The sequence below is a fragment of the Antribacter gilvus genome, assembly GCF_003946865.1.
GTDB classification, from domain to species: Bacteria; Actinomycetota; Actinomycetes; order Actinomycetales; family Cellulomonadaceae; genus Antribacter; species Antribacter gilvus.
The window spans coordinates 23,970-43,287 of sequence record NZ_QXTH01000009.1 but is presented as its reverse complement, the minus strand read 5'-3'; the positions used below and the strand labels follow the sequence as shown (position 1 = coordinate 43,287).

The window sequence follows — 19,318 nt, the reverse complement described above, 5'->3', positions numbered from 1 at the left end:
CGTCAGCCGGTGCGCCGCGACTTCTTCGACTTCTTCGCACTCTCCACGCTGCGGCGCAGGGCCTCCATGAGGTCGACCACCTGGGCGCCGCCGCCCTCTTCCTCCACCTGCTCGCCGAACGTCTCGGCGGTACTGATCGCCTCGCCCTTCTCGATCTTGGCCTCGATGAGCTGCTTGAGCTGGACCTGGTACTCGTCCTCGAACTGCTCCGGCGCGAAGTCCGCCTCGAAGCTGGTGACCAGCTGCTGCGACATGGCGAGCTCCTTGTCGCTGACCTTCGCCGGCTCGTCGAGCGACGGGAAGGCCGCCTCACGGACCTCGTCCGCCCAGAGCATCGTCTGGAGCACGAGCACGTCGTCGCGGACGCGGAGCGCGGCGAGCCGGGTGCGCTGCCGCAGGGCGAACTTCACCACCGCCGTGCGCTCGGTCTCCTCCAGGGTGCGGCGCAGCAGCACGTACGCCTTGGTGCTCTTGGAGTCAGGCTCGAGGTAGTAGGTGCGGTCGAGCATGATCGGGTCGATCTGGTCCGTCGGCACGAACTCGACCACCTCGATCTCGCGGTCCCGCTCGGCCGGAAGCTGGGACAGGTCCTCCTTGGTGAGCACCACGGTGTGCTCCCCGTCGTCGTACGCGCGGTCGATGTGCTCGTAGGCGACCTCCTCGCCGTCGAGCTCGCACACGCGCCGGTAGCGGATGCGCCCGCCGTCCTTGTCGTGCACCTGGTGCAGCGGCACGTCATGGTCCTCGGTGGCGCTGTACAGCTTCACCGGGACGTTGACGAGACCGAACGTGACGGCGCCCTTCCAGATGGCCCTCATACCTCTATGGTGCGCCCGGCGCGGAGGACGCGCCATTCTCGGCCGCCCGGCGATTTTCGGCCGCCCGGCGCCCGCACGACATACTGGTCGTCGTGAACCTCCCCGTCGGCTGGTCCGTCCTCCTGCTCCTCGCCGCCGCGTGGAACCTGCTCATCTGGCCCCGGTTCTGGCAGCGCATCGCCGCCGACCCCCGCTCCCGCGACGAGCACGGCCGCGCCACCCGGTTCCTGCGGGTGCACGCGGGGCTGATCGGGGTGTCGGTGGCGTTCGCCGTGGCGATCGGCGTCCTGGGAGTCCTCGCGCTGCTGCCCGGCTGACCCACAGCGAAGGGGACGGGGCTCAGAGCCCGGCAGCGTCCAGCTTGGAGCAGAGCTCCGCGTTCGTGGGCTCGACGAGGTGCGCGCCGTCCGGGAAGACCAGCACCGGGATGTTGGTGCGGCCGCTGATCGCCTGCGCCTCGTCGGCCCGGTGGGGCTCGATCTCCAGGTCGACGTACTCGTAGTCGACCCGGCGGACGTCGAGCACGGCCTTGGACCGGCGGCAGTCGCGGCACCACTTCGCGCCGTACATCATGAGCCGCTCGGGCCGGTCCGCCAGCGCGGGGCCGGCCAGGTCACGCGGTGCGAAGGCGTCCATGATCGCGATGTCGTCCGAATTCACCCGCTGGACACTAGCCGAGCACCCATCGCACAAAGGTAAAGACTCGGCAACGATTTCATGAATTGACGTCGTGACCTTGCCCACTGCCCCCAGGCGAGGTCTGCCGACGCGGGCCACTATGGCCACATGGCTGCGTCCGAGACCGTCGAGGTGGACGGCAGGCGCCTGCGGCTGAGCAACCTCGACAAGGTGCTCTACCCGGCGTCGGGCACCACGAAGGGCGAGGTGCTCCAGTACCTCGCCCAGATCGCGCCCGTGCTCGTCCCCCATGCCGCGAACCGGCCGGCCACCCGCAAGCGCTGGCCCGACGGCGTCGAGGGACAGATGTTCTTCCAGAAGAACCTCGACGCCTCGACCCCCGACTGGGTCAAGCGCAGGAGCATCCAGCACCGGTCAGGCACCAACGAGTATGCGCTCGTCAACGACCTGGCCACGCTCACGTGGCTCGGGCAGACCGCCACCCTCGAGATCCACGTGCCGCAGTGGCAGTTCGGGCGCACGGGGGTGGCGCACAACCCGGACCGCCTCGTCCTGGACCTCGACCCCGGCCCCGGCGCGGGCCTGCAGGAGTGCGCCCAGGTGGCGCTGTGGGCGCGCGACGTCCTCGTCGGCATGGGCCTCGACCCGCTCCCGGTCACCAGCGGGTCCAAGGGCATCCACCTGTACGCGGCGCTGGACGGCAAGCAGGACTCGGACGCCGTCTCCGCCGTCGCCAAGGAGCTCGCCCGGTACCTGGAGGCCGAGCACCCGGACCTGGTTGTCAGCGACATGAAGAAGTCGCTGCGCGAGGGGAAGGTCCTCGTGGACTGGTCGCAGAACAACAGCGCCAAGACCACGATCGCGCCCTACTCGCTGCGCGGGCGCGAGCACCCCACGGTCGCGGCGCCCCGCGCCTGGGAGGAGCTGGAGGACCCCGGCCTGCGGCACCTCGAGTACCCCGAGGTCCTGGAGCGCGTCGAGCGGGACGGCGACCTGCTCGCCGGCCTCACGGCCGGGCACCTCGCCCAGCTCGAGCCCACCCCCGAGCGGATGGCCACCTTCGACCGGCTCGCCGTCTACCGGTCCAAGCGCGACGCCTCGCGCACGCCCGAACCTGTGCCCGACGCCGGGAGGCCCCGTTCCGGCACCACCTCGGCTCCCGCGGCGCACGGCCGGGCGCCCACCTTCGTGATCCAGGAGCACCACGCCCGGCGTCTCCACTGGGACTTCCGCCTGGAGCACGACGGCGTCCTCGTGAGCTGGGCGCTCCCCAAGGGCGAGCCCACCGACCCGGGCAAGAACCACCTCGCGGTGCAGACCGAGGACCACCCGATCGAGTACGGGTCGTTCGAGGGCTCGATCCCGCAGGGCGAGTACGGCGCCGGCGAGGTGACGATCTGGGACGCCGGCACCTACGACCTGGAGAAGTGGCGCGACGACGAGGTGATCGCCACCCTGCACAGCCCCGAGCGCGGCTCGCGGCGGCTGGCGCTGATCCGCACCGGCGGCCGCGGGGGCGACGACGAGAACTCCTGGCTGATCCACCGCACCAAGGACCAGCCGCGCGGGGCCGCCGACCCGGCGGACCGTGCGTCGCCGGCAGCACCGGAGGCGAGCCCGGACGAGGGCGGCTCCCCCGGCCAGGACAAGCGCCCGCCGCCCAGACCCCAGGCGGCTTCGCCGTCGGGCACCCTGGCCGCGAAGGCGCGCGACCTGCGGCCCATGCTGGCCACCGCGCCCTCCGGGGGCGACCTGCCGCGCGGGGGCGACGACTGGGCGTTCGAGATGAAGTGGGACGGGTTCCGGGCGCTGGCCGTGGTCGAGGGGGGCGAGGTGCGGCTGATCAGCCGGTCCGGGCAGGACCTGACGGTGACGTTCCCCGAGCTGTCGGCGCTGGCCGGGATGGTCGACGGCGACGCGGTGCTCGACGGCGAGATCGTGGCGCTCGACAAGGACGGGCGGCCGGTCTTCGGGCGGCTGCAGCAGCGCGCGAACCTGCGCCGCGCGGGCGACGTGGAGCGGGCCCGTCGCCGGGTCGCCGTGGACCTCATGCTGTTCGACGTGCTCGAGGCGGGGGGCCGGTCGTTCGTCGGCGAGCCGTACGACGCCCGCCGCGCCGAGCTCGAGCGCCTCGTCGACGTCCGCCCGCCCGTGCACCTCCCGCCCGCCTTCGACGGCGACCTCGACGCCGCGCTCGCCACGTCGCGCGAGCTCCGGCTCGAGGGGGTGGTGGCGAAGCGCCGGCGGTCCACGTACGCGCCCGGAAGGAGGTCCCGGGAGTGGCTGAAGATCAAGCACGAGCAGACCCAGGAGGTCATCGTGGTGGGGTGGCGGCCGCTGCGGTCCGCGGGCGGGCGCACCGACGATCGACGGGCCGGCGGCCTGCTCCTCGCCGTCCCCACGGCACCCGAGACCCCGGACGAGGACGCCACCGTGCTGCGGTTCGTGGGGCGCGTGGGGACGGGGTTCACGGACAAGGACCGGCGGGAGGTCGTCTCGCGGCTGACGGCGCTCGAGCGCAAGACGCCACCGGTCGACGACGTCCCGCGCGTGGACGCGGCCGACGCCCGCTGGGTGACGCCCAAGCTGGTGGGCGAGGTGGCCTACACCGAGTGGACCGACGGCGGCGCCGGGCGGCTGCGGCACCCCGTGTGGCGGGGCTGGCGGCCCGACAAGTCGGCGGACGAGGTGGCCGTCGAGACCTGATCGATGAGTTTCGCGCGCCCCGCCCGTCGGACGGGGTACACCACACCGAAGGAGAGAATGATGCCGATCTACGTCAACCTTCCCGTCGCCGACCTGGACGCGTCGAAGGCGTTCTACGAGGGCCTCGGGTTCTCGATCAACCCGCAGTTCACGGACGAGAACGCGGCCGCCGTGGTGATCGAGGAAGGCATCACCGTGATGCTGCTGCGCCGAGACTTCTTCACGACGTTCACGAAGCGTCCGATCGCGACCGACGGCGTGGAGGTCATCACCTCGATCGAGGTCGACAGCCGGGAGAAGGCAGACGAGCTCGCCGAGAAGGCGTTCGCGACCGGCGGGGCCGAGACCATGGAGCCGCAGGACATGGGCTGGATGTACTCGCGGGCGTTCGCCGACCCGGACGGGCACCACTGGGAGCTGATGTACGCGGACGAGGCGGCGATGGCCGAGGCGTTCGCGGCCGAGGGGACTGCGGCGGGGTCCTGACCGGGGCGCACCCCCTGGCGCGCGTGCGCCGGGTGTTCGGCAGGGCAACCCGTGGCACGCTGGCCGTATGACCCCTTTCTCCCCCGCCGAGCACGCCGACCGACGAGCCCGGGCCGCCGCCCAGGCCGCGCGGGCCGGGCTGGACGGCGTGCTCGTCACGCCCGGCCCGGACCTGCTCTACTTCCTCGGCTACACGCCCGCGACGGTCACCGAGCGCCTCACCATGCTCGTGGTCCCGGCGGACGGCGACCCGGTGGCGGTGGTGCCGCGCATCGAGGCGCACGACCTCTCCCTCGGGACGGGCGGCGTGCTCGACGCGGTGGAGTGGACGGACGGCGAGGACGAGTACGCGGCCGCCGGCCGGCTCCTGCGGCCCGGCGGCCGGTACGCCGTCACCGACGCCGCCTGGGCGATGCACGTGCTGGGGCTGCAGCGCACCCTTCCCGGCACGTCGTACGAGGCGTTCACGCGGGCGCTCCCCATGCTCCGGGCCGTCAAGACCCCCGGGGAGGTGGGGCGGCTCGCCGCGGCCGGGGCGGCGGCGGACGCGGCGTTCGGCGAGGTGTGCGGGCTGCCGTTCGCGGGCCGGCGGGAGCGTGAGGTCGCCGCTGACCTCGACCGCCTGCTGCGCGACCACGGCCACGAGCAGGTGGACTTCACGCTCGTGTGCGCGGGCGAGAACGGTGCCGACCCGCACCACGACGCCGGCGACCGCGTCATCGCCGACGGCGACATGGTGGTGCTCGACTTCGGCGGCCTGCGCGACGGCTACGGCTCCGACACGACGCGGACCGTGCACGTCGGGCCGCTGTCGGCGCAGGAGCAGGAGGTGCACGACATCGTCCGCGCCGCCCAGGAGGCCGGCGTCCGTGCCGTGGTGCCGGGAGCTCGCTGCCAGGACGTGGACCGGGCGGCCCGGGCCGTGGTCGACGAGTCGGGCTACGGCGAGTTCTTCATCCACCGCACCGGCCACGGGATCGGGCTCACCACGCACGAGCCGCCGTACCTGGTGGAGGGCGAGGAGCAGCCGATCGAGCCCGGCATGTGCTTCTCCGTGGAGCCCGGCATCTACCTGCCCGGCCGGTTCGGCGTGCGGATCGAGGACATCGTGGTGGCGTTCCCCGGCGCGCTGGGCGCTCCCGTGCCAGGCGTCGAGCCCGTGCCGGACGCAGCGGTGCGCCTCAACCGCACCCCGCACGAGGCCCAGCTGGTGGGCTGAAGCCGGGCCAGCCCGGGCGCTGCCGCTACTGCGCCGCGTGGCCCTGGCGCCAGTAGCCCACGAAGTCCACGTGCGCCTTCGGCACGCCGCGCTCGTTGACCAGGTGCCGCCGTGCGCCCGTCGCCAGCGACGACTCACCGATCGCGTACGCGTAGACGGTGCCGTCCAGCAGCTCGGCCGCCCGCAGCGCCTCGAGGGCTGCCGCCCCGGGAACGGCATGGTGCCCGACGGCGTCCTCGGCCACCTCCGCGACGAGGGTCGTCCCCGCCTCGGCGCGCACCCCGGTGGAGGCCGACGGGATAGCCGCCCGGCCGTCGTCGTGCACCGAGTCGCGCAGGACCCACCGCACCTCGACGCCCGCCGGGGTGCGGAACTCCTGGCGGTCCGCATCGGTGGCGACCTCGATGATCGCGAGGCCGCGGGTGCTTTCGGGGAGCGACTCGCAGATGCCGGCCACGGCGGGCAGGCCCGACTCGTCGGCGACCAGCAGCGTCCAGTCGTGCTCGTGACGCGGGTTGTACCCGACGCCCTGGTCGAGGATGCCGACCTGGTCACCCACGGAGCAGCCCGTGGCGAAGCCGCAGCCGGGGCCGACGGCGCCGTCCTCGGCGGTGTGGACCACGAAGTCCACGTCGATCTCGTCGAGGTCGGGGCGCGCGGCGCGGATCGTGTACGACCGGACCCAGGGACGATTGGGCTTGGGGGTCGCGAGGTACTGGGCGTACCAGCCGAGGTTGGAGGTGCGGGTCGGGAGGCGCAGCATGTCCTGCCCGGGACGCCCGAGAAAGAGGCGGAACCACTGGTCGTACCCCTGGAGGGTGAGCGCGGCGATGCCCTCTCCCCCCAGGGTCACGCGCACCATGCCCGGCGTGACCTGCTTGGTGCTGACGACCTCGGCGACCATGACGTGCGGGTCGACGGCCTTGCGTCCCTTGTAGCCCATGGAAGGTAGGTTAGGCGAACCTAACCCGGTTTGACCAGCGCCGCCGTGCGCACGGCTATCTGCGGGCCCGCGTGGAGCCGCGGACCACGAGTCGGACCGGCACCCCGCGGTGCTCAGCGGGCGCGTCGCCGTCGGCGATCCTGCGGTGCAGCAGCCCGACTACGGTCCGTGCGAGCTCCGGGTGGTTCGGGTCCACCGACGTGATGCCCGGCGGCACGAACCGCGACACGTCGAGGTTGTCGAAACCGACAAGCTGGACGTCGTCGGGCACCCGCAGGCCGCTGTCCGCGAGTGCCGCCACCGCACCCAGGGCGATGACGTCGGTCGCCGCGAAGACGCCGTCGAACGGCAGGCCCGACGCGATCACGGCGAGCAGCGCCTCGCGCGCGGACTGCGAAGAGTACGGCTCGATCGGCACCACGTAGCGCTCGTCGACCGGCAGGCCGGCGGCGAGGTGCGCCTGCTCCCAGCCGATGCGGCGGTCCGAGGTCATCGTGTGTTCGGACTCGAGCGTGCAGCCCAGCGCGACGATGCGGTGCGCGCCGCCCTCGATCATGTGCGCCGTCGCGAGCCGCGCGCCCTCCTCGTTGGCAAGGCGCGCGTGGTCGAAGCGGTCGGGCACGTCGCGCTCGCCGAGGAGCACGATCGGCTTGGTGGTGCGCACCCTCTCGAGCCGCTTGCGGTCCAGGCCCGCGACCGACAGCAGGACGCCGTCGTACATCTGCATCCGCGCGACGGTGAGCGTCTCCATCTCGCAATCCGGGCTCGCGCCGGTCCGTTCCAGGACGAGGTGGCGGCCCTCCGCCTCGACGAGCGGCGCGATCTCGTCGGCGACCTCGCCGAAGTAGTCGTGGAAGCTCGGCACGATCAGCGCGATCGTATCGGTCCGACCGGCCCGCAGGTGCCGGGCGGTGAGGTTCACCTCGTAGCCCAGCTCCTCGACCGCGGCCAGCACGCGGGCGCGCGTGGGCGCCCCGACGCGCCGTCGCTCGTTGAGGACGTTCGACACGGTCATGCTCGAGACGCCCGCGGCGCGCGCGACCTCGGACATCGTCACCATCAGACCTCCGCCGCCTCCGGCTCCGGTTGCACGAACCCCCGGGCGACGAAGAACCGCTCGAGGAGGTAGCACCACCAGAGGAGGATCAGGCCGGGTGCCACGAACACCGCAGGCATGAAGTTCCACACGGCGGCGCCCCCGAGGAGCAGTGCGATCCCGAGCAGGAAGGTCAGGCTGGGCGTCGTCAGCCCCAAGATGAACCCGTTGCGCACCTGGCGCCTGGTGGGGTTGGTGAAGCGAGCTGTCAGGGGGAGGCACCAGAAGAGCAGGAGCACCAGGAACAGGCCGGCGACGACGAGCGGTATCAAGACCTCAGCCAGCCCGAGGGTGGGCAGGTAGGAGACCGTGAGGATGCCGATGACCGCGACCGGGACAGCCAGCAGGCCGACGAGGGTCGCCTGCCTCCAGCTCTGCCGCCATGCCTTCGCAGCGACGGCCCAGAGGCCCGCGTCCTTGCCCAGGACGTACCGGCGGCAGACCTCGTAGGCGACCGCGGTTCCCGCTCCTGCCGTCACGACCAGGGCGAGGCTCACGAGCCAGAACAGGCTGATCAGGATGACGGAGCCGAGCGAGTCCAGGATGCGCCACAGTCGTGAGGCGGGGTTGAACCGGAAAATGGTCGGAACCTTTCAGCGTGCGCAGATGCGCGTCCTGAGGGCGGAGTCGGCATCCCGTGGTGTGCGGGATGCCGACGCCATCAGCCCTTCACAGATCCGATCATGAGACCGGACACGAAGTGCTTCTGCAGGAACGGGTAGACGAACAGGATCGGGACGGCCGCCACGACGGTGATCGCCGACCGCAACGAGATGGGTGTGGTGACCTGCCCGCCCTGTGCCACGGAGGCCGCGCTGGCCGCGTTGCCTCCGGAGTTCGCGCCGGCGTTCATCGAGCTGGCCAGCAGCTTCTGCAGCTCGTACTGCAGGGTGGACAGCCACTGCTCACCCGAGTTGTACAGCAGGGTGTCCAGCCAGGAGTTCCAGCTGCCCACGGCCACGAACAGACCCACCACGGCCAGCGTGGGCTTGCACAGCGGCATCACGATCAGCCACCACGTGCGGAACTCGCCCGCGCCGTCGATCCGTGCGGACTCGATGATCTCCTCGGGGATCGACTTCATGTACGTGCGCAGGATGATCAAGTTGAATGCGCTGATCATCACCGGCACCCAGTACGCCTGGAAGCTGTTCAGCATGCCCAGGTCCCTGATGAGCAGGTAGTTGGGGATGAGTCCGGCGTCGAAGTACATCGTCAGCACGAAGATCAGGGTGATCGGGCGGCGGAAGATGAACTCGTTGCGGCTGAGCGCGTAGGCGAGCATCGAGGTGAACAGCAGGTTCGTCACCACCACCACGATCGTCTTCAGGACACTCATGAAGAACGCCTGGTAGATCGTGTGCATGCTGAGCACGACCTCGTAGTTCTTCAGCGAGAACACCCGGGGCCAGATGCCGATCCCGCCGCGGACGGCGTCCATGCCGTCGTTCAGGGAGGTGGCGAGCGTGTTGAGCAGCGGGTAGATCATGGCCGCCGCGAGGAGCAGCAGGAAGGTCGTGTTGAGCGTCGTGAAGATGACCCCCTCGGCCGTCCATCGCCGACGGCGTGATCGGCGTCGTAGTGTCGGCTGCGCCAGAGGCTTCGCGACAAGGGTGCTTGACATGAAGGCCTCCTAGACCAGGGTTTCTTGGTTGAGGCGCTTGGCCGCCAGGTTTGCCGAGCCCACCAGGATGATGGCGACGACGGTCTTGAAGATGCCCGCGACGACGGCGAGGCTGTAGTTGCCGAGCTCGTAGCCGTACCGCAGCACGAAGACGTCGATGGTCTCGGCCGTCTCGGAGACCAGGCCGTTGCCGAGGAAGTACGGCAGCTCGAAGTTGGTGGACAGGATCCAGCCGCTGTTGATGATGAGCAGCACGACGATCGTGGGCATGATCCCCGGGAGCGTGATGCTGAACATCTTGCGATAGCGGCCCGCTCCGTCGACCTCGGCGGCCTCGTACAGGGTGGGGTCGATGGCGGTGATCGCGGCCAGGTAGAGGATCGTGTTCCAGCCCAGCTCCTTCCACAGGTTCGTCCCGGCGACGATCCCCCAGAAGTAGTTCGGCTCGGTCAGGAACAGGATCGGTTCGTCGACGAGGTTCAGGCTCATCAGGGCCTGGTTGATGAACCCGCCGGACGACGGCAACGACAGAGCCACTGACGCCAGGCTCGCGACGATCACCCAGCTGAGGAAGTGGGGCATGTAGGTGATGTTCTGCATGACCCGCTTGAACGGCTGGTTCTTGACCTCGTTCAGCAGCAGCGCCAGGACGATGGCTCCGAAGGTCCCGACGATCAGCGTCAGTGTCGACTGCCCGAGCGTGTTGGCCACGACCCGGGCGAACCGTTCACCGTTGACGCCGGTGAAGAGGTCCACGAAGTTCTCGAGGCCTACCCACTCCTGCTCCCAGATGCCTCCGCGGCCCGGCTTGTAGTCCTGGAAGCCGATTGCCCAGCCGTAGACAGGGACGTACTTGAACAGGATCTGGTACAGCAGCAGCGGGACGGCCATCGCGAGCAGGACTCGCTGCGCCCAGATCCTGTCCCAGGTGATCTCGCGCCGGGGATCCTTCGCTGCATTCGTCCGCGCCTTGCGCTTCCCGGAGCGGGAACCGTTCGCGGGCTCCGGGTCCGGTTCAGGCCCGGAGCCGGCCACAAGGGTGCTGACCGTGGCGTCCGTCATCTGTCCAACCTCGTCGTCAGGAGCAGTGGGTGGTAATCGATCTCGCGTCGTGGTGGGGGCGCGCGGTGCGCGCCCCCACCACGAGTGCTCGCTGACTGTTACCAGTTGGCCAGACGGTCCTGGATGCCGTCGTTGATCGCGTCCTCGTACACCGTGACGTCGACCTTGTCGATGGCGTCGACGTAGGTCTGCCAGTTCGCCTCGAACTCGGACGGCTCACCCGCGATGATCTTGGGCAGCTGCTGCACGTTCGCGTCGGTCAGCTGCTGGTTGATCTCGTTGGCGTCGTCGGAGAGCGTGATGTTCCACGCCGGGTAGTACTTGGGGTTCTCCGGCGGCTCGTTCACGAACTGGCGCCAGGTCTCCTTGCCGTACTTCTCGATGAAGGCCTGGTCGTAGTCGGTCAGCGTCGCGAGGAACTCGGCGGGCTGGTCGTCGGGTCCGTAGGCGTTGCCGTCAGAGAACTGGCCCTGGTGCTTGGGCAGCATCTCGAGCAGCGCCTCGAGGCGGTTGGAGGCACGCCAGGTGGTGTCGCGGGCGTTGGCCCGCTGCTCGTCCGTGCGGGAGTAGACGCCGTCTGCGCCGACCTCGTAGTCCTCACCCTCGATACCCCAGGAGAGCACCTTCTGCCACGGCTCGCTGAGCATCATGTCGAGGAACTTCAGCGCCTCCTCCGGCTGCTCGCTGGAGGTGGAGACGCCGAACCCCTGGTTGCTGTTCATCACGTCCCGGTCGGCGTACCACGGCTCCACACCCTCGTACGCGGGCATGAGGGGCACGTAGGTGTACTCGTCCATGCCCGCGCTCTGCAGCGACTGGGTGGCCGTCCCGAAGTTCCAGCCCTGGTCGTGCATGCCGAGAACGGTGCCGGTGGCCAGCTTCGCGGTGTACTGGTCGAACGTCAGGGTGAAGGACTCGGGGTCGACGAGACCCTTGTCGTACTGCTCGTTGAGGACCTTGTAGAAGTCCTTCGCGATGTCCTTGTCGGCGTAGATCTCCGCGGTGTCGTTCTCGTCGACGATGACGCCACCGTTGTTCGGGGAGCCCGCCAGCAGCGCCGGCGGGTTGGTCATGCCCCACTCGCGGCCCTTGGACGCCAGCAGCTCGAAGCCGACGGTCGGGGCGCCGTTGGTCTCGGGGTTCTTCGCCTTGAATTCCTCGATGAGCTCGAAGTAGCGCTCGAGGGTCATGTTCTCCAGGTCCGGGTAGCCGGCGTCCTCGAGCACGCGCTTCTGGATCCAGAAGGCGGGGCCGTAGTACGTGCCGCCCGTGATCTCGCCGTAGAAGCGGTTGTAGTTCGGGATGATGTACAGGCCCGGGTCCACCTCGGTGCCCGAGTAGCTCATCCTCTTGATGTCCTCCTCCACGTGCGTGGCCAGGTTGGGGTAGTCCCCCGTGGCCAGCATGTCGTCGAGGGGCAGGAGAGCGCCGCCCTCCAGGAGGCGCATCTCCAGGTCGCTGGTGCCGACGAGGTCGGGGAACTCGCCGCCCGCGAGCATGACGCCGATCTTCTGGTCGACGTTGTCCGGGGTGACGATCTCGTACTTCAGGGTGACACCCAGCTGCTCCTCGATCAGCTTGGTGATCTTGTTGTCGGGAGCAGGGGCCTGCGCGGCGGCCGTGATCCAGACCGAGAGCTCCGTCGGGTTGCTGGGGGTCAGCGTTCCCGACTGGTCTGCGAGCTCACCCTCGGGGATGACGACATCCTCCGGAGGGACCTCCTCGTCCCCAGGGCTGCATCCAGCAAGTCCTACTGACACCACGGCAGCCATGACAAGAGCTGAGAACTTCGTTCGTGCGGTACGCATCAAGGTTCCTCCCTTGCGGACAGCTCCGGTCGTCTCTGACTGGAACCGTGCACATCGGACGCGAGCGGCGCATCGCATCCTCATCCCGGAGGGGATTTAGCGATAAACTAGGGCCGCCGTCGTGAGCCCGTCAACTTCCCGCGCGTCTCAAGATGATCACGGCCCCGCCCGCAGAACGAGGTACGCGAACCTCACCCGGTTTGACCAGCGCCGGCCCTCAGTGGACCGCGCCGGACCCACGCACGGTCGCCGTCGGTCCAGAACACTTCCCCGCTCGCCGCGCCGTCACTCAGCCGAGCTCGCGGAGCGGCGCCGTCATGGCGCCGCCCGCATCGCCCGTGTTGACGGTGCCCCTCGGCTCGATGAGGACCACAGACGTCTCCACGTCCGCGTGCGGACAGTGCTCCACCCCGCGTGGGACGACGTAGACGTCGTGCGGCCCGAGCTCCACGTCGCCGTCACCCATCCTGATCGTGAGCTGACCGGAGAGCACGAGGAACAGCTCGTCGGTGTCCGGGTGGGAGTGCCACACGAAGTCACCCAGGACCTTGACGACCTTGACGTCGTAGTCGTTGATGCTGGTGAGGCGGTGCGGCTGCCAGTGCTCGTCGAACGCGGCCAGCGCGGTGAGGAGATTGCGGACGTCGGTCATGGTGCCTCCAACAGGCGGTCGAGGTGGGGTGCCGCAAGCGCGAGCAGCCGGGCGTGCCGGGCTACGCTCCGGCCGCCTCGAGGCTCCGCGCGATGCCCCCGTCGAGCAGGTCCATGCAGCGGTCGAACTCGGTGCCGAGGTCCACACCCGACCGGGCGGCGATCACGAGCACGGCCCACAGGCAGTCGGCGAGCTCGTGGCCGAGCAGCTCGCGGTGACCGGGGATGTCTCGGGCGCCGACGTCTGCCATGACGAGCTTCGAGAGGTCGCCCACGTCGCCGACGAACCCGAGCATGAGCTCCTCGGTGGTCCAGGTGCGGCCGCGGTGGACGAGGTTGAGCCGGTCATACGCGTCGGCGACGGCGACTGCTCGTTCGGTGGGTGCGCTGAGGTCGGTCATGGGCCTCATCCTGCCTCGTCGCGGCTGCGGGCCGGTTCCGGCAGCGGCCCGGTTCCGACAGCCGACCCGGCCTCACCCGTACACCGGCGGGTACGCGATCGTCCCGCGCAGCGACGGGTCGCCCGGGTCGTACGCCGTGAGCAGCCGCACCTGGGCCGCCTCGGGCGGCGCCCAGTCCGGAAGGTGGATCAGCAGCCCGTGGTCGCGCGCGGGGACGAAGCCGAACCGCCGGTAGTAGGCGGGGTCGCCCTCCAGCACAACGAACGGCTCGCCGGCCGCGTCGGCGCCCGCGAGCGCTGCGCGCACCAGGGCCGCGCCGATGCCCGCTCGCTGCCGCGACGGCAGCACGCCGAGCGGCGTCAGCATGGCGGCGGTCCGCTCGCCGCCCTCTCCGACCACGGAGCACCCGGTGATCATCACGAAGCCGGCCACGACGCCGTCGGCCACCGCGACCAGCGACGTCGCAGGGCGGTAGACCCAGGACTCGCGGATGCGCCCCACGCCGTCGGCCACCTGGGTGTCGCCGAAGGCGGCGACCAGCAGGTGGCGCACCGCGGGGAAGTCGGCGGGCGCCTCGGCCCGGACCTCCAGGCTCATGCGTCGCTGCCCGACGACGTCGCACCAGCGGCGAGCCCCGCGTCCTCGCCGGCGGCCGCCGCCGCGTAGGCGGCCCGCTCCGCGGGCGACTTCAGGATGCAGAACTCGTTGCCCTCCGGGTCCGCGAGGACCACCCACCCGCTCCCCGGGCCGTAGAGCCCGCGGCGGTCGGCGACGACGGTGGCGCCGTGCGCGAGGAGCCCGGCGAGCTCGGAGTCCTGCGGCAGTTCGCGCGGCCGGAGGTCGAGGTGGAGGCGGTTCTTGGTGCTCTTGGGCTCCGGCACCTCGATGAAGAGGACGTCGGGGCCGCCACCGGAGGGGTCCACGATCATGCACTCGTCGTGCCCCGGCTCGTTGGGGTCCCCGGGCACGTCGGCGTACCCGAGCACCGGCTTCCACCACTCGGACAGCGCATAGGCGTCACGGCAGTCGACGGTCAGATGGGAGATGAAGGCAACCATGCCCGACGGTCCCACGCAGTCCTGGGAGGCGCCCAGCGATTTTCGAAGCATCGAAACATTCGTTGCGATGGATCGCCGCAGGCTATGGCCCTGCGGCGGCCGAGGCGGGACACTAGGTCCCCGTGAGCCGAGGAGAACCGAGCGCACAGCCGGACGACGACACCCGCGCCACCGCCGCGGTCGCTCCGGGACCCCTCGGCCTCCTCGACCCGGTCGCCCGGGTGGTGCCGTTCGGTGGGCGGGACGCCGAGCTCGCCGACCTCCTGGCCTGGTCCCGCGACCGCACTCCCGCGCAGGTCCGGCTCCTCACCGGGCTGGGCGGGGTGGGCAAGACACGGCTCGCGGTCGAGCTGACGGCACGGCTCCTCCGGGCCCGGTGGCGGTGCCTGTGGGTAGGACCCGACGACTCCCCGGAATCGGTCGCGGACGCCTGCCGCCCGTCGAGGTTCCACAGCGGGCCGGTGCTCGTCGTCATCGACGAGGCGGCGGTCCGCCCCGGCATCGCGGCCCTCCTGGACGCGACGGGGGTCGCGGCACGCGGCCGGTTGCGCGTCCTGCTGCTGGCCCGCACCGGCCGCACCTGGTGGCAGAGGCTCCTCTGGCTGAGCGACCTCTGGTCCGAGCACCCGGTCCTGACCTCGCACACGCACCTGCCCGCGGCGACGACGCTGTCCCCTGCCGAGGCCGCGACCTCCGCCGTCGGGGCGTTCGCCCGGCACCTCGGGGTGGAGGTGGGCGCCCCCGCCGTGGCCGCCACGACCGGGCCGGTGCCGCCGCTGGACCTCCACGCCGCCGCGCTGGTGGCGGTGCTGCGGGCACGGGACGGCACGCCGCCGGCCCGCGTGGACCCGGTGAGCGGCGTCGCGAACCTGCTCGACCTGGAGCGGGAGCGGTGGGCCGCGGCGGCCCCGCCCGCCACGGACCTGACCGGCCTGGACGACGCCGTGGCGTCCGCCTGGCTGATGGGCGAGCGGCTCGGCCCGCACCCTGCGGGCAACGCCGCCGCCGTCCCGGGCCGGCTCGCGGAGCTGCACGTGGCGCGGCGGCTGGGCGCGTCACCCTCCCTGAGGGACGCGTGCACCCGCAGGCTGACGCCCGGCACCGCGTTCCAGGTGGCCGGCTTCGCGTGCCGGCTGGACATCGACAGCCCCGGGGTCCCCGAGGCAGCGAACCTGCCCACCCAGCTCCTGCGCCGCGTGGCCGCCGGCGTACCGGACAACGCCCGGCTCCTCGCCTCGATCCGGACGCTGCTCCCGTGGCAGCCCGGTCCGGGGATGGCGCCGATCGTCGCCGACCTGGCCCGCCGGCAGGTGGACCTGCTGCCGTCGTCGGACGTGGCACTGCGGGCCGAGGCCCTCGAGAGCCTGGGGCGCGCGATGCACGCCGCGCACCCGCGCGAGGCGCTCAGGCCGAGCCTGGAGGCGGTGCACCTGCAGCGGGAGCTGTTCGCCGAGGCGCCGGAGCGTCACCGCGTCGGCCTCGCGTCCGCCCTGGCGCACCTCGGGGTGGTCCAGCGCACCACAGGGTCGCCCGACGACGCGCTCACCGCCGAGCTCGAGGCCCTCACCCTCTGCCGGGCCGCGCCGCGCGACGTCGCGGTGTGGACGGAGCCCGTGCTCGCCAACGCGCTGCGCGCCACGTCGGTCTCCTACGTGTACCTGGGCCTCGTCGAGGAGGCGGAGAAGTACCAGCGCGAGGCCATCACGGTGCTGCGGCGTCTCGCCCGCCGCGACCCGGTGGGGTTCGAGGCCGAGCTCGGCGGCGTGCTCGCCAACCAGATGATGCTGGTGGAGAGCGGACGGCCCGAGGACGCGCTGACGGCGACGCGCGAGGCGGTGCGGATCCTCCGTCGCCTGGCGCACCAGCGGCCCGACCTGCACGAGAACGCGCTGGCCCGGGCGCTCTCCAACGTCAGTCACGTCTGCACCGCCCTCGGCAACCTGGACGAGGCGGTCCGGACGGCCGAGGAGGCCCTGACGATCCGGCGCCGCCTGGCCGACAGCGACCCCCAGTTCCGGTGGGAGCTCGCCTGGTCGTTGTCCGGCCTGGCGGCCGTGCGGTCGGAGCAGGGCCGGCTGTGGGACGCCGCCGAGCTCGGACGGGAGGCTCTGGCGATCCGGCGCGGGCTCGCCGCCGACTCCCCCGTGCGGTACGAGGAGATGCTCGCGACGTCCCTGTCGAACCTCGGGGTCACGTACTCGCACCTCGAGCGGTTCGAGGAGGCCCTCGAGCTGGAGCGCGAGGCGGTGACGCTTCGGCGCACGCTCGCCGCGACGACGCCCGACCGGTACACCCAGCAGCTCGCCCGGTCGCTGTCGAACCTAGGGGTGCGGTACTCCGACCTGGGTCAGCTGGAGGCGGCGGTCACCCCCACGCGGGAGGCCGTGGCCACGCTTCGCCCGCTCGTCGAGGAGGACCGGAAGCGGTTCCTCCCCGACCTCGCGCACGCGCTGGCGAACCTCGGCGCCACCTTCACGGACCTGGGGCGGACGGAGGACGCCGTCGGCCCGGTGGACGAGGCCGTCGCGCTGTACCGGGACCTGGCCGCGCGCCACCCCGACCGGCACCGCCCCGACCTGGCCCGGTCGCTCTCCACCCTGGCGTCGGTGCTCAGCAGCCTCGGGCAGCACGCCGAGGCGCTGGACCAGGTCACCGAGGCGGTGTCGATCCGCCGGCAGCTCGCGGCCGCCGACGGCGACCGCTTCCAGGAGGACCTGTCGCGGTCCGTGGCGCTCCTCGAGGAGATCAGGCAGGCCGCGGGTTCCGGATCCCCGCCCAGCTGATCAGCCCGCCGAGCACCAGCAGCCCGCCGGTGACGACGAGAGCGCGGTGGAACGAACCGACGTCGAGCACGCCGCCGAGGATGACGCCGGCGAACGCGACCACGACCAGCCCCGCCACGCGCGCGACGGCGTTGTTGACCGCGGAGGCGATGCCCGCGTCGTCGGCGGGCACGGCGCCCAGGATCGCCGAGGTGAGCGGCGCGACCGTCACCGCGAGACCCAGGCCGAACAGCAGGAGGCCCGGCAGCACCTGGGTGGGGTACCAGGCCGTGGCATCGGTGGTGAGCAGGAGCAGGTAGCCCGCCCCGGCGAGGACCGGCCCCACGGTCATGAAGGCCCGCGGCCCGTACCGCCCGGCGAGCGTGCCGAAGCGGGTGGAGAGGGCCAGCATCGCGAACGTCGTGGGGAGCTGGGCGAGCCCCGCCCACATCGCGGTGTACCCGGCGACCTGCTGGAGGAACAGCGTCACCACGAACCCGCCCAGGCCCAGCGCCCCGTAGACGGCGGCCGTGGCGAGGTTCCCCCACGCGAAGTTGCGGGAGGAGCACAGGCGCAGCGGCAGCACGGGGTCCTGCGCGCGACGCTCCCAGGCGAAGAACACGCCCAGCAGGACGACGCCCGCGGCGAGCGGCCCCCACACGGCGGTGGCGCCCCAGCCGAGCCGGCCGCCCTCGATCAGCGCGTACACGGTGGCTGCGAGCCCGAGGGCGACGAGCACGGCACCCCGCACGTCGATGCGTCGCCGGGCGTCGCCCGACGACTCCGGGACGCCGCGCACCAGCCACAGCGTCAGGGCCACGACGGGCAGGTTGATCCAGAACACCCAGCGCCAGGAGAGCGTGTCGACGAACAGGCCGCCGACCAGCGGGCCCACGATCATCGCCGTACCGGTCCAGGCGGTCCACCGGCCGATGGCGCGGCCCTGCGCCGGCCCGCTGTACGCCGAGATGATGAGGGCGAGCGAGCTCGGCACCAGCAGCGCCCCGGCCACGCCCTGCAGCGCCCGCGCCACGACCAGCACCGGTCCCGTGGGGGCGAGGGCGCACAGCACCGACGCCGCGGCGAAGCCCGCCAGCCCGACGAGGAGAACCCGGCGCCGCCCATGGACGTCCGAGAACGACCCGGCCACGAGGATGAGGGCCCCGAGCGTGACGAGGTAGGCGTCCACGACCCACTGCTGGAGCGCGAGGCCGCCCGCACCGGGTCCGCCCAGCTCGTCGGCGATGGCGGGCAGCGCCACGTTGACGACGGTCCCGTCGAGGAACGACACGAACGACGCGAGGATCGCGACGACGAGCACCCGCCGCTGGAGGGGGTCGCCGGTTCGGGTGGAGCGGAGATGGTCACCCGATCACGCTATGCCCCGTCACCGGGTTCAGGCAGGATGCCGCACATGGACCTGACACACGTTCTCCGCGAGGACTCGGACGGACCTCGGCCCGGAGCCGCGATCTCGCTGACGATCCGGGACGCCACCGTCGAGGACGCGCCCGCGTGCGCCGCGATCTACGCCCCGTTCGTCCGGGACACGTGGGTGAGCTTCGAGTCGGAACCGCCGGACGCCGACGAGATGGCGCACCGCATCGAGACGTATCAGCAGCGCCACGCCTGGCTCGTGGCCGAGCTCGACGGCCGGGTCGTGGGCTACGCCTACGCCACTCCCTACGCGGCCCGGGCGGCGTACCGCTGGTCGGTGGAGACCAGCGTGTACCTCGCGCCGGACGCCCGGGGCCAGGGTGCGGGGCGCCGGTTGTACGAGGCCCTCTTCACCCGGCTGCGGCGCCGTGGCTACCGCCGCATCGTCACCGGCGTGGCCCTGCCGAACGACGCGAGCGTCCGGCTGCACGAGTCGCTCGGCTTCCGTCAGGTCGGCACCTTCGAGCGGATCGGCTGGAAGCTGGGCGGCTGGCGCGACGTCACCCGCTTCCAGCTGGACCTGGTCGAGGAGGACACGGTGCCCGACGGCGGCGCGGCCGGCCCGGGCGGGCCCGTCACCCCGGCGGAGCCCTCCTGAGCGGAGCGCG

Annotated in this window: 19 protein-coding genes; 6 read left to right on the top strand and 13 right to left on the bottom strand. The window is 71.6% G+C overall.

Annotation, left to right across the window (positions count from 1 at the left end):
• Positions 1-2: 2 nt before the first annotated feature.
• Positions 3-818, bottom strand: coding sequence for a non-homologous end joining protein Ku (gene ku / locus D1350_RS15785; RefSeq protein ID WP_125776998.1), 816 nt, complete (start codon positions 816-818; stop codon positions 3-5).
• 92 nt (positions 819-910) lie between these two features.
• Between ku and D1350_RS15780 the strand changes: the two genes are divergently transcribed.
• Complete coding sequence (locus D1350_RS15780) at positions 911-1,135, top strand: SCO4848 family membrane protein (protein ID WP_125776997.1); 225 nt, start codon at positions 911-913, stop codon at positions 1,133-1,135.
• 22 nt (positions 1,136-1,157) lie between these two features.
• Here the strand turns inward: D1350_RS15780 and D1350_RS15775 are convergent, their stop codons facing one another.
• Positions 1,158-1,454: a glutaredoxin family protein gene (locus D1350_RS15775; RefSeq protein WP_125777222.1), complete on the bottom strand. Its 297-nt coding sequence runs from the start codon at positions 1,452-1,454 to the stop codon at positions 1,158-1,160.
• A gap of 150 nt (positions 1,455-1,604) precedes the next feature.
• Between D1350_RS15775 and D1350_RS15770 the strand changes: the two genes are divergently transcribed.
• From D1350_RS15770 to D1350_RS15760, 3 genes are all read left to right on the top strand, one after another.
• On the top strand, positions 1,605-4,163 hold the full coding sequence (locus tag D1350_RS15770) for an ATP-dependent DNA ligase (RefSeq protein ID WP_125776996.1): 2,559 nt from the start codon (positions 1,605-1,607) through the stop codon (positions 4,161-4,163).
• Between the two features lie 60 nt (positions 4,164-4,223).
• Positions 4,224-4,649 carry a VOC family protein gene (locus D1350_RS15765; RefSeq protein WP_240644146.1) on the top strand — a complete coding sequence of 142 codons (426 nt, stop codon included), beginning with the start codon at positions 4,224-4,226 and terminating at the stop codon, positions 4,647-4,649.
• A 67-nt stretch (positions 4,650-4,716) separates the two neighbouring features.
• The gene (locus D1350_RS15760; RefSeq protein ID WP_125776994.1) at positions 4,717-5,868 is read left to right on the top strand and encodes an aminopeptidase P family protein; all 1,152 of its coding nucleotides are present in this window, start codon (positions 4,717-4,719) and stop codon (positions 5,866-5,868) included.
• 25 nt (positions 5,869-5,893) lie between these two features.
• Here the strand turns inward: D1350_RS15760 and D1350_RS15755 are convergent, their stop codons facing one another.
• The 10 genes from D1350_RS15755 to D1350_RS15710 all read right to left on the bottom strand — a co-directional run bounded on the left by D1350_RS15755 (position 5,894) and on the right by D1350_RS15710 (position 14,562).
• Entirely contained in the window at positions 5,894-6,811 is a 918-nt protein-coding gene (locus tag D1350_RS15755; protein WP_125776993.1) for a siderophore-interacting protein, read from the bottom strand.
• 55 nt (positions 6,812-6,866) lie between these two features.
• Positions 6,867-7,871: a LacI family DNA-binding transcriptional regulator gene (locus D1350_RS15750; protein ID WP_125776992.1), complete on the bottom strand. Its 1,005-nt coding sequence runs from the start codon at positions 7,869-7,871 to the stop codon at positions 6,867-6,869.
• On the bottom strand, positions 7,871-8,416 hold the full coding sequence (locus D1350_RS15745; protein WP_276313764.1) for a DUF624 domain-containing protein: 546 nt from the start codon (positions 8,414-8,416) through the stop codon (positions 7,871-7,873). Before D1350_RS15745 ends, D1350_RS15750 begins: the two co-directional genes overlap by 1 nt.
• 152 nt (positions 8,417-8,568) lie before the next feature.
• Positions 8,569-9,531, bottom strand: coding sequence for a carbohydrate ABC transporter permease (locus D1350_RS15740; protein ID WP_125776990.1), 963 nt, complete (start codon positions 9,529-9,531; stop codon positions 8,569-8,571).
• Between the two features lie 9 nt (positions 9,532-9,540).
• On the bottom strand, positions 9,541-10,593 hold the full coding sequence (locus D1350_RS15735) for an ABC transporter permease (RefSeq protein ID WP_125776989.1): 1,053 nt from the start codon (positions 10,591-10,593) through the stop codon (positions 9,541-9,543).
• A gap of 98 nt (positions 10,594-10,691) precedes the next feature.
• Positions 10,692-12,365, bottom strand: a complete 1,674-nt coding sequence (locus D1350_RS15730; protein WP_240644144.1) for an extracellular solute-binding protein — start codon at positions 12,363-12,365, stop codon at positions 10,692-10,694.
• A 325-nt stretch (positions 12,366-12,690) separates the two neighbouring features.
• The gene (locus D1350_RS15725; RefSeq protein WP_125776987.1) at positions 12,691-13,053 is read right to left on the bottom strand and encodes a cupin domain-containing protein; all 363 of its coding nucleotides are present in this window, start codon (positions 13,051-13,053) and stop codon (positions 12,691-12,693) included.
• A 61-nt stretch (positions 13,054-13,114) separates the two neighbouring features.
• The gene (locus D1350_RS15720; protein WP_125776986.1) at positions 13,115-13,453 is read right to left on the bottom strand and encodes a nucleoside triphosphate pyrophosphohydrolase family protein; all 339 of its coding nucleotides are present in this window, start codon (positions 13,451-13,453) and stop codon (positions 13,115-13,117) included.
• A gap of 72 nt (positions 13,454-13,525) precedes the next feature.
• The gene (locus tag D1350_RS15715) at positions 13,526-14,050 is read right to left on the bottom strand and encodes a GNAT family N-acetyltransferase (protein WP_125776985.1); all 525 of its coding nucleotides are present in this window, start codon (positions 14,048-14,050) and stop codon (positions 13,526-13,528) included.
• Entirely contained in the window at positions 14,047-14,562 is a 516-nt protein-coding gene (locus D1350_RS15710; RefSeq protein WP_338068180.1) for a VOC family protein, read from the bottom strand. Before D1350_RS15710 ends, D1350_RS15715 begins: the two co-directional genes overlap by 4 nt.
• A gap of 71 nt (positions 14,563-14,633) precedes the next feature.
• Between D1350_RS15710 and D1350_RS15705 the strand changes: the two genes are divergently transcribed.
• The gene (locus D1350_RS15705; protein ID WP_125776984.1) at positions 14,634-17,294 is read left to right on the top strand and encodes a tetratricopeptide repeat protein; all 2,661 of its coding nucleotides are present in this window, start codon (positions 14,634-14,636) and stop codon (positions 17,292-17,294) included.
• Here D1350_RS15705 and D1350_RS15700 read toward each other — a convergent pair.
• On the bottom strand, positions 17,257-18,594 hold the full coding sequence (locus tag D1350_RS15700; protein WP_125776983.1) for an MFS transporter: 1,338 nt from the start codon (positions 18,592-18,594) through the stop codon (positions 17,257-17,259). The genes D1350_RS15705 and D1350_RS15700 overlap by 38 nt on opposite strands.
• A gap of 93 nt (positions 18,595-18,687) precedes the next feature.
• Between D1350_RS15700 and D1350_RS15695 the strand changes: the two genes are divergently transcribed.
• On the top strand, positions 18,688-19,308 hold the full coding sequence (locus D1350_RS15695) for an arsinothricin resistance N-acetyltransferase ArsN1 family B (RefSeq protein WP_125776982.1): 621 nt from the start codon (positions 18,688-18,690) through the stop codon (positions 19,306-19,308).
• Positions 19,309-19,318 lie beyond the last annotated feature (10 nt).

What these genes read in the sequence shown, in the direction of transcription:
- D1350_RS15740 (WP_125776990.1), bottom strand. Translation starts at nt 9,531, where the DNA reads ATGTCAAGCACCCTTGTCGCGAAGCCTCTGGCGCAGCCGACACTACGA.
- D1350_RS15730 (WP_240644144.1), bottom strand. Translation starts at nt 12,365, where the DNA reads ATGGCTGCCGTGGTGTCAGTAGGACTTGCTGGATGCAGCCCTGGGGAC.
- D1350_RS15695 (WP_125776982.1), top strand. Translation starts at nt 18,688, where the DNA reads ATGGACCTGACACACGTTCTCCGCGAGGACTCGGACGGACCTCGGCCC.
- D1350_RS15720 (WP_125776986.1), bottom strand. Translation starts at nt 13,453, where the DNA reads ATGACCGACCTCAGCGCACCCACCGAACGAGCAGTCGCCGTCGCCGAC.
- D1350_RS15770 (WP_125776996.1), top strand. Translation starts at nt 1,605, where the DNA reads ATGGCTGCGTCCGAGACCGTCGAGGTGGACGGCAGGCGCCTGCGGCTG.
- D1350_RS15735 (WP_125776989.1), bottom strand. Translation starts at nt 10,593, where the DNA reads ATGACGGACGCCACGGTCAGCACCCTTGTGGCCGGCTCCGGGCCTGAA.
- D1350_RS15775 (WP_125777222.1), bottom strand. Translation starts at nt 1,454, where the DNA reads ATGGACGCCTTCGCACCGCGTGACCTGGCCGGCCCCGCGCTGGCGGAC.
- D1350_RS15725 (WP_125776987.1), bottom strand. Translation starts at nt 13,053, where the DNA reads ATGACCGACGTCCGCAATCTCCTCACCGCGCTGGCCGCGTTCGACGAG.
- D1350_RS15715 (WP_125776985.1), bottom strand. Translation starts at nt 14,050, where the DNA reads ATGAGCCTGGAGGTCCGGGCCGAGGCGCCCGCCGACTTCCCCGCGGTG.
- D1350_RS15760 (WP_125776994.1), top strand. Translation starts at nt 4,717, where the DNA reads ATGACCCCTTTCTCCCCCGCCGAGCACGCCGACCGACGAGCCCGGGCC.
- D1350_RS15710 (WP_338068180.1), bottom strand. Translation starts at nt 14,562, where the DNA reads ATGCTTCGAAAATCGCTGGGCGCCTCCCAGGACTGCGTGGGACCGTCG.
- ku (WP_125776998.1), bottom strand. Translation starts at nt 818, where the DNA reads ATGAGGGCCATCTGGAAGGGCGCCGTCACGTTCGGTCTCGTCAACGTC.
- D1350_RS15755 (WP_125776993.1), bottom strand. Translation starts at nt 6,811, where the DNA reads ATGGGCTACAAGGGACGCAAGGCCGTCGACCCGCACGTCATGGTCGCC.
- D1350_RS15750 (WP_125776992.1), bottom strand. Translation starts at nt 7,871, where the DNA reads ATGGTGACGATGTCCGAGGTCGCGCGCGCCGCGGGCGTCTCGAGCATG.
- D1350_RS15765 (WP_240644146.1), top strand. Translation starts at nt 4,224, where the DNA reads ATGCCGATCTACGTCAACCTTCCCGTCGCCGACCTGGACGCGTCGAAG.